This is a genomic window from Methanoregula sp. (assembly GCF_002835825.1).
Taxonomy (GTDB): Archaea; Halobacteriota; Methanomicrobia; order Methanomicrobiales; family Methanospirillaceae; genus Methanoregula.
Window position 1 is genome coordinate 1 of the sequence record NZ_PIZH01000060.1, and the last position, 8269, is coordinate 8269.

The 8269-nt window shown below is 56.3% G+C and carries 9 protein-coding genes and 2 pseudogenes; 4 read left to right on the top strand and 7 right to left on the bottom strand.

All coding sequences use genetic code 11. The features are described from left to right. Together CW742_RS03720 and CW742_RS03725 are read left to right on the top strand one after the other, a co-directional pair. On the top strand, positions 1-752 hold a 752-nt coding region (locus tag CW742_RS03720; protein WP_292416633.1), incomplete at its 5' end, for a methanogenesis marker 14 protein. A gap of 15 nt (positions 753-767) precedes the next feature. Next, the gene (locus CW742_RS03725) at positions 768-1013 is read left to right on the top strand and encodes a hypothetical protein (protein WP_292416636.1); all 246 of its coding nucleotides are present in this window, start codon (positions 768-770) and stop codon (positions 1011-1013) included. 4 nt (positions 1014-1017) lie between these two features. Here CW742_RS03725 and argF read toward each other — a convergent pair whose 3' ends face one another. The 4 genes and pseudogenes from argF to CW742_RS03745 form a co-directional block, all read right to left on the bottom strand. Then, positions 1018-1929, bottom strand: coding sequence for an ornithine carbamoyltransferase (argF, locus tag CW742_RS03730; protein WP_292416639.1), 912 nt, complete (start codon positions 1927-1929; stop codon positions 1018-1020). Next, positions 1926-3212, bottom strand: a complete 1287-nt coding sequence (gene purD / locus CW742_RS03735) for a phosphoribosylamine--glycine ligase (RefSeq protein WP_292416642.1) — start codon at positions 3210-3212, stop codon at positions 1926-1928. Before purD ends, argF begins: the two co-directional genes overlap by 4 nt. A gap of 43 nt (positions 3213-3255) precedes the next feature. Continuing rightward, a pseudogene (pyrE, locus tag CW742_RS03740) lies at positions 3256-3771 on the bottom strand (orotate phosphoribosyltransferase). After that, positions 3765-4265: a CDP-2,3-bis-(O-geranylgeranyl)-sn-glycerol synthase gene (locus CW742_RS03745; RefSeq protein WP_292416655.1), complete on the bottom strand. Its 501-nt coding sequence runs from the start codon at positions 4263-4265 to the stop codon at positions 3765-3767. Before CW742_RS03745 ends, pyrE begins: the two are co-directional and overlap by 7 nt. 155 nt (positions 4266-4420) lie before the next feature. Here CW742_RS03745 and tes point away from each other — a divergent pair, with 155 nt between their 5' ends. After that, the gene (gene tes, locus CW742_RS03750; protein ID WP_292416645.1) at positions 4421-5887 is read left to right on the top strand and encodes a tetraether lipid synthase Tes; all 1467 of its coding nucleotides are present in this window, start codon (positions 4421-4423) and stop codon (positions 5885-5887) included. A 92-nt stretch (positions 5888-5979) separates the two neighbouring features. Further along, positions 5980-6357, top strand: coding sequence for a hypothetical protein (locus CW742_RS03755; RefSeq protein WP_292416648.1), 378 nt, complete (start codon positions 5980-5982; stop codon positions 6355-6357). Positions 6358-6376: 19 nt separating this feature from the next. On the opposite strand, the gene CW742_RS03760 is transcribed toward CW742_RS03755, so the two are convergent. The 3 genes and pseudogenes from CW742_RS03760 to CW742_RS03770 all read right to left on the bottom strand — a co-directional run. Continuing rightward, positions 6377-7312 (bottom strand): ornithine cyclodeaminase family protein, encoded by a 936-nt coding sequence (locus CW742_RS03760; RefSeq protein WP_292416650.1) that lies wholly within the window; start codon positions 7310-7312, stop codon positions 6377-6379. Between the two features lie 89 nt (positions 7313-7401). Further along, positions 7402-7683: a UPF0058 family protein gene (locus tag CW742_RS03765; RefSeq protein WP_292416653.1), complete on the bottom strand. Its 282-nt coding sequence runs from the start codon at positions 7681-7683 to the stop codon at positions 7402-7404. Positions 7684-7795: 112 nt separating this feature from the next. Further along, positions 7796-8269: pseudogene (locus CW742_RS03770) on the bottom strand (DNA primase); the annotation flags it as partial.

The following is an 8269-nucleotide window of genomic DNA, read 5'->3' on the forward strand; positions in this document are numbered from 1 at the left end:
GGAGGATTACAAGCGACGTACCTCCCGACGCGGAGAACCCTTTTGCAAAGACCGTGGGGAACTTCTGCGGCCTTGCCGGGGCGATCCCGGATGCGATCGTCAGGGGTACCGGCCTTGTCCACCAGCGCACGGGCACCGCACTGGATATCTTCGGCGAACACAGCATCACCGGGGGCCTGTTTTCCCGGAGCAACCGCAGGATCGTGGACGAACTGGTGGACCGCTGCAACGAGCACATCGATATCCGCATCGTGCCACCGGAACGGGACCGTTTCGGGCGGGTGCCGGTCAATGCGCGGGTTGCCTATGAATCGGGCGTTGCCATGATTGGCTGTGATTGCGGGGAGAATTCCAGCGACCTGCCAAAACTGGTTGAGATCGGTGCCGAGATCCACAAGAATCACTCGCTTCCAACCTTAAACGAGGTCGTCGACCGTGTCTGCACAAGGATGGCCCTGCGCCTGATCGATGTTGCCGTTGAGCAGGGGCTTGTGTTGAAGAATTCCTCAATCGGATTTACCGGCCGTGCTGCCATCTCCGGCAGGAAACCGGAATACATCCTCGAAGGGATCACAGAGCGGAACCTGTTTGACAACCCTAACGATCACGTTGTCTTTGTCGATGACGGCCTTGCCCGGGGCGCGGCCCTGATGGGCAGGTGCATGAACTCGCTCGGAAAGCCCAAAAATCCCATCGGTGGCGTCCGCGGGGGCCCATGTATTATGAGCCGCAGGATCAAGATAGGTAAATAATACTGGTGAACAGTCATGACAGAAGCAGAAGAAGAGCAGTTATTCGATGTCCTCATCCCTCCCGGCGTACCCCAGAAACTCATCATAGAGATCCCCCAAAAATTCAATGTTAAGGTCGTTGAACGCTTGGAACCCCTAAAATTCGCAAACATGGAAGGCGACAAGCGGGAACTCCTTGCGTTCCGTGGGTCTCTGGATGAGATAAAAAAGGTCGAGAAGTACATGCTCGACCAGCTGAAAGCGTTTGTCGAAGAAAAATAGGATCTTATTTTTTCAGCAGCCGGACCAGCAGCGCTTTCTGCGCATGGAGCCGGTTTTCCGCCTCGTCCCATACCAGGCTCTGGCCGCCTTCCATTACTTCGTCTGTAATCTCCTCGCCCCGGTGGGCGGGGAGGCAGTGGAGGACGCGTGCACCGGGCGATGCCCGTTTCATCAGGTCAGCGTCTACGGTGTAATCACCAAAGAGTTTCAGGCGCTCGTCATGTTCTCCCTCATCACCCATAGAGACCCAGGTATCCGTGACAATGACCTCTGCATCCTTCACGGCCTTCTCCGGCTCCCGTATGAGGGTCACCTTCCCGCCGAGTTCCTGCGCCTTCTTCACGTACCCGGGATCGGGTTCGTACCCTTTTGGCGTGGATACGGTTACCTCGAGGCCCGTAAGGACCGTTGAAAGGATCAGGGAGTGGCAGACGTTATTCCCGTCGCCTACCCAGGTGACCCGCAGGTCGCGGGTGGATCCGAAGTGCTCCTGCATGGTCATGATATCGGCAAGGAGCTGGCACGGGTGTTCCATGTCAGAGAGGCCGTTGATAACCGGAATCGTCGCGTACCGTGCGAACTCCTCGATGGTGCTGTGCTTGTAGGCACGGATCATCAGTGCGGAGACATAGCGGGATGCCGCCCGTGCGGTATCGCGGATCTCCTCACCCCGCCAGATCTGCATGTCGCGGGCGTTTAAAAACAGGGCATGGCCGCCCAACTCATTCATCCCGACCTCGAACGAGATATGGGTCCGGGTCGAGGACTTCTCGAAGATCATCGCGAGGGTTTTTCCCAAAAGAAGCGGTTGGGTTGTACCGGCTTTCTTCTGGCGTTTGAGCTGGTGTGCCTCGATGAGCAGCTGCTCAAGCTCGGGCTCGCTGATATCGAGGATAGAAATGAAATCCTTGTTCATCGAAGTTCCCTCATGTGGGCAATCCGTTTATCCAGCAATTCCTTTGTCCCGATGTCCCTGCGGTGCCGGACTTTGCCTTTGACACCTGATGCAGCCTGTTCTGCCGCCTGTTCTGCCTGTTCCAGGGTCCCCCCAATCCCGACAAAGGCCAGGGTCCGGGAAGTGAGGGTGACAAGCCCGCCATCGTGTTTCTCGACATTGGCATAATAGAGAAGGGCATTGTCATGGGGTCCGAGCGTGATAGCGTCACCGGCCTGAGGTGCCTCGGGATATCCTTCCGGGACAAGGTACTTGCAGACGGTTGCCTGCCGGTCGAATGTTACGTGCGAAGGGAGAAGGGTGCCATCGGCAATATGGTGCACGATCTCCGAAAGGTCCGATGTCAGGAGGGAGAGGACGTTCATCGCCTCGGGATCGCCAAACCGGGCATTGAACTCGATCACCTTGGGGCCGTCACGGGTGTTCATGAACTGGCCGTACAGGATTCCCTTGTAGGGCCGGCCCGTGCGTGCCATGGCGGCGACAGCGGCTTTCATAATGTCGATAGCCTTCTTGTAGTCAGTATCCGTGACGAACGGCAGCATGTGGTCCGGCATGGAATACGATCCCATGCCCCCGGTATTCAGGCCGATATCCCCCTCGAAAGCCCGCTTGTGGTCCTGCACGAGCGGCATCGGTACAAGGTGAGCGCCGTCGACAAATGCCTGGAGGGTGAACTCCTCGCCAAGGAGGCGTTCCTCCAGCACGGCCTCGCCATTCAGGGACTTAACGTACTCGATGGCGCCTTCGCGGTCAACCTGTTCTCCCATGATCCGGACACCTTTGCCCCCGGTCAGACCGATGGGTTTGACAACGAGATCGCTATCGTTGGACTGGATGAAATCCACGGCTTCATCCGTGTTATGGAAGACCCGGTATTTCGGGCACCCTTCGATGGAATTACGTTCCATCATCTCGCGGCAGAAGGCTTTGTCCGTCTCGATCCGGGCAGCGGACTTCACCGGCCCCACGCAGGGAATCCCTGCCCCTTCGAGGGCGTCCACGATCCCGGCCTCAAGGGGAGCCTCGGGACCGATGAAGGCGTATTCAAGACCGTTTTCCTGAGCATAGGAGACGATCCGTGCAACATCGGTCTCTTTTGCAGAGAGGACATCTTTGGCCAGGCCTCCAATGCCGGGATTGCGTTTTGCCATGACCGAGAAGACATCGGTGGTCGTGTTGCGGGCAAGGGCGGCAGCTATCGCATGCTCCCTTCCACCCCCGCCAACAACAAGGATCCTCATAGTACCTTCCTAGTTTACGCCCGGAATAAAAATGTCTTCTCTTTCATCTGTTCAGGAGTTCGGAGATCCGGACAAGTGGGTGGATTGTCACGCCATGTGCTGCGAGCAGGGATGCGGCACCCTGTTCACGGTCAACCACCGTCACCACGCAGTCTGCTCTCGCACCGGCAGCACGCAGCACGTTGATCCCGTACAGGGCAGAGCCACCAGAGGTGGTCACGTCTTCAACAAGGAGGACGTTTTTATCCTTCACGTCGCCGATGATAAGGCTTTTTTTCCCATGGTCCTTCTCCGCTGCACGGATGATTGCATAGGGCTTCTTTTTCGCTATGGCGGTTGCAACGCAGAGCGGGACACCCCCGACTGCCACCCCGGCAACTACGTCAAAGTCATGTGCGGATGCGACGGCTGCGGCAACCGCAGAGAGGAGTTCGGGCCGGGTAACTGCGGTCTTTACATCAACATAATACGTGCTCTATGCACCGGACGCGAGGGTAAAGTCACCGAACTCGATCGCCTTGAACCGGATGAGCATTTCTGCAAGGGCGTTGTCTACCATGGAACCTCCTTGACTTTCAGGAAATAGCCGATGATATTGGTGACACGGTGGAGCAGGGGCGTGATGATAAGGATACAGATGAACACCGGCAGCGTAACCTCGGAAAAGAGCCACGCCGGGTTGAACACCAGCAGGAGCAGGAATGCACCTGCAACCAGGTCATACTGGTCGGCAATTGGCCACTTGGCACCCCGCTCCTTCCCGAGCCGGCGCTTGAAGAAGCTTTTTGCAAGGTCGCCAAGCAGGGCACCAACCGAAAGAAGTGCCACCGAGAGGAGTGTCTGCTGAGGGAGCATGCTGATACCATAGGTACCGGCAGCCCAGATCTGGAGGACACCTGCCGCGACCCCGGCCAGGATGCCGGCAAAAAGCCCCCTCCAGGTCTTCCCATCGCCAAAAAACCGCCTGCCGTCACGGTACAGCCTGCCGCCATCGATAGGCGCTCCTCCCCCGCACAACGCGGCAATAGGATTGGGGAGGTAGGCCGGCAGCATGATCCACAGGGCTGACAGCAATGCTATTATCAAGAGATCGATACTAATAATGTAGCACTCCAATACCTGTAATAAAGAGCAGATAGAAAGATTAAGGTTACTAAAACCGGAATTCCTTTTCGGAAACGTTCGATAGCATCCTCAGGTGGAAATTAATGCTGATAAAGAAGACACGGAGTCTTTGCCCCACATGCCGCACGGTCGTGGAAGCGGAGATCGTTGAAGAGGACGGCAAGGTCTGGCTGATGAGAACCTGCCCGGCCCACGGGAGTTCCCGGCACCTCTACTGGTCCGACGCACAGATGTATCACCGGTTCCAGGAGTACGATGCTGTTGGAAACGGGATTTCAAATCCCCAGAGCGCTACACCGGACAACAGCTGCCCGACAGCCTGCGGTCTCTGCAACAACCACCACTCCCAGACGCTGCTTGCAAATGTCGACCTTACCAACCGCTGCAACCTGGACTGCGATTTCTGCTTTGCCAATGCCCGGGCCTGCGGGTTCGTGTACGAGCCAGGCTTCGATGATATCGTGAAGATGCTCCAGGTGCTCCGTGACGAGAAACCGGTCCCGGCACCGGCAGTCCAGTTCTCCGGTGGCGAGCCCACGATGCGGGATGACCTCATCGAGATCATCAAAAAAGCCAAGTCCCTGGGCTTCCCGCAGGTCCAGATCGCGACAAACGGCGTCAAGCTGGCAAAAGACCCGGCCCTTGCCCAGCAGCTCAAGGACGCCGGGCTGAACACCGTCTACCTCCATTTTGACGGTGTCAGTAAGGAGACAAATCCGTTCCTTGCCATCCATGAGAAGGCGCTCGCAAACTTAAAAAAAGTCGGGCTCGGGACAGTCCTTGTGCCGACCGTGATCCGCGGGCGGAATGACAAGGAAGTAGGCGACATCATCCGGTTTGCCATCGATAATATTGCCGTTGTCCGCGGGGTCAACTTCCAGCCCGTTGCTTTTACGGGAGCGGCAAGCGATGAGGATCTCCAGAAATCGCGGATCACCATCCCCGACCTCTTACAAGAGATCGAGCACCAGATGGGCGGGGTCTTGAAAAAGGATGACTTCTATCCGGTCCCGTGCGTGCTCCCGTTCTCAGACCTTGTCGAGGCCTACACCGGCCGCCCGCAGGTCCGGTTCACCGCCCACCAGCACTGCGGTGCAGCAACCTATGTCTTTGTCCGTCCCGAAGGGATCATTCCGGTCAACCGCATGGTGGACGTGGACAGCTTCTTTGAGTCGGTCCAGCACATGGCAGAGACGCTGAAAAAAGGTGGTGCCATCAATAAGTACAAGGCGCTCCTCGAGGGCGTGAAGAACATGCACTCCTCTGTGAAGAAGAGCGAGCATGCCAACACTACGGAGTTCTGGAAGTTGATCAGCAAATCCCTGATTGGCCAGAACTTCGATGCACTCCGCGAGTTCCACTGGAACGCACTCTTTATCGGGACCATGCACTTCATGGACAATTACAACTATGACATCGAGCGTGTCCAGCGGTGCTGCATCCACTATGCCACACCAGACGGGAAACTGATCCCGTTCTGCACGTATAACAGCGGCCCGGTATACCGCGAGCAGGTCTGGAAGAAGTACGCGAAGCAGCCGGAGAAATAATTCTCTTTTACCAGTCAGGTCCGGAATCATCAGACTTGAAAGATCTGCCGTTTATCCATACTTTTATCTGGATATCCTCTGCACACATTTTCATGGGATTCAAAGAACACATTCCGGACTGCATTCTCATCCTCCTTTCAATCCTCATCGCTCTTCTTGCCGGCTCGCTGCTCCAGGGCATCGGCGGCCACTGGGCTGCAATCATCGCTCTCATAATCCTCTTCGGCCTGCTCTATTTCGATGCGCGTTTCCGGGGGTGGACCGCCCCGTTCACCCTGCGTGTCGTCAGGTCATCTGCACTCAGCGAACTCTTCCTGAGCCTGGCGCTGATTACAGCCGGCCTTGCCCTCTCCTGGTTTCTGGGAGTTGTTGTCAGCAGGATGTATTCTGAAGTGGAAGGAATCCTTGTCAGCCTCTGCATATTCGGTATCCTGATGCTTGTCGTTTCATCGGGCCGAAACTGGCAGTAACTATTTTTTGGCATGTCCTTCACTGGAACGGAAGATCGATCCGTTTCCCATGCTGGAGGGCAATCGCTGCAATGGCAAGATCCTGGATAGCAAGTCCCGTGGAGTCGAAGATCGTGACCGCGTTCCTGTCCCTGCGTTTCTTCTTCCCGATCACAACTTCCCCGATTGTACCGGAAATATCCTGCTCGCAATAGAGCCCGTTCCTGATCGGCACATTGATCTCCCCGGAATGGACTGCCTGGGCAGGATCGTCCACGAAGACCTGTGCCCTTTTGAGGATGGCAGGATCCAGTTCCTGTTTGCCCGGGGCATCGGCACCTATCGCGTTGATGTGCATGCCTTCATGGACCCATTCGTTCCTGATGAGCGGGATCCTCGAAGGCGTTGTGGTGACGAGCACATCGCAGTCACAAACCCTCTCGAGACTCTCGACCGTGCAGTCGTATTCCCTGAACCGTTCCGCGAACCGCTCAGCATGGGCGGGATTACGGCTCCAGACCTTGAGCTGCCGGACCTTGAGTTCCCGCGCGGTGGCCATGACCTGCGCTTCTGCCTGCCTTCCGGTCCCGACAACCCCGAGGACTACCTCGGGTTTCGGCGACAGGTATTTCGCAGCCACAGCGCCGGCCGAACCAGTGCGCATATCCGTAAGACGTGTTGCATTGAGAATGGCTGCCGGACAACCGGTATTGATATCAAGGATGATTGTCAACGCCATCACGGTTGGCAGGCCTTTTTCCGGATTTTTTGGGTGAACGTTCACGATCTTCACACCGGCAATAGAGAGTGAAGGGATATAGGCCGGCATAGTCCGGAAATCGCCTTCTGGAAGGATCACATAGACCTTGGGGGGCATCTGTACCTCCCCCCTGCCATGATCCGCAAACGCCGCTTCAACGGCCCGGTTGACGAGCCCGATATCCAGCTCCTGGTCGGTATCGGTGATGTACTCCATGAACGGAAATGAACGTCATGGTGACTTTAAGGTTGGGATGCGGGAAACGGGCTTGTGCGGATGGGATCGGCACAGTTAAAAAAAAAGGATTACTGGTAATCGATCTCTTTCAATGCCTTGTCAGCAAGTTCCTTCATCCGGGCTGAAATGCGGCTGGATGAATTATAGTCCACGTCCTTCATGGCGTTGGCAATCTCGGTCCCGAGCACGAAGATTGCATACTTGTGCTCCATCTTGCTCTTGTGCTGCTGGGAGGGCGTTATCTTGAGGGCATTGTACTGGGTGAATTTGAGATCGGGATTGATCTCCTCAAAGTACTGCTTGACCTCTGAGAGCATCTGGTGGAGATGGATCAGTTCATCTTTGTGCATGCTACCACTCCAGACACTACAATGGATCGATGCAGGATAAATAAATTTGTATAAAGCTGGTATGCACCAATTCCCCAATCAAAGGAAAATTACCGCTATTACCTATTGATAATCAGGCCCCCATCTTCAGGAGCCGGATAGAGAGCGGGCGCTTGATGATGCCCCGGAAGTCCCGCGCTGCAACCCAGGAGAGGCCCTTCCAGACGAGCCGGTCAAGGAGTTTCTGATCAACAGGACGGTCCAGGACAAGGCCGGTTGCCGAAGCATCGAGAGTCTCAATCACCTTCTCCACTTCGTCCGACCGTGTCTCACGGACAACCGACAGGTCCTCGCTTAAGAACCTCGCCGTGTTCTGCCCTTTCACATCCTCGATGTGCTCCCGGAGGCTTAAGGGGCCGCCGGAAGCATCACGAGGGCGTTTTGCAGCTGCCGACCCCCGTTTCCTCTCGGTTCCTTCCTCCGTTTCAGGGACCGGACGGCCGATCCGCAACTCCGGGGGAAGTTCTGCGGAGCTCTCGAAATACTGGTCCCGCACATACTCGACCGGTACCTTGTTCCTTAGGTGCTGTATTACCTCTTTCCCGGT

Excerpts from the sequence above, each read along its gene's own strand:
- CW742_RS03725 (WP_292416636.1), top strand. The coding sequence starts at position 768 with ATGACAGAAGCAGAAGAAGAGCAGTTATTCGATGTCCTCATCCCTCCC.
- argF (WP_292416639.1), bottom strand. The coding sequence starts at position 1,929 with ATGAACAAGGATTTCATTTCTATCCTCGATATCAGCGAGCCCGAGCTT.
- purD (WP_292416642.1), bottom strand. The coding sequence starts at position 3,212 with ATGAGGATCCTTGTTGTTGGCGGGGGTGGAAGGGAGCATGCGATAGCT.
- CW742_RS03745 (WP_292416655.1), bottom strand. The coding sequence starts at position 4,265 with ATGCTGCCGGCCTACCTCCCCAATCCTATTGCCGCGTTGTGCGGGGGA.
- tes (WP_292416645.1), top strand. The coding sequence starts at position 4,421 with ATGCTGATAAAGAAGACACGGAGTCTTTGCCCCACATGCCGCACGGTC.
- CW742_RS03755 (WP_292416648.1), top strand. The coding sequence starts at position 5,980 with ATGGGATTCAAAGAACACATTCCGGACTGCATTCTCATCCTCCTTTCA.
- CW742_RS03760 (WP_292416650.1), bottom strand. The coding sequence starts at position 7,312 with ATGGAGTACATCACCGATACCGACCAGGAGCTGGATATCGGGCTCGTC.
- CW742_RS03765 (WP_292416653.1), bottom strand. The coding sequence starts at position 7,683 with ATGCACAAAGATGAACTGATCCATCTCCACCAGATGCTCTCAGAGGTC.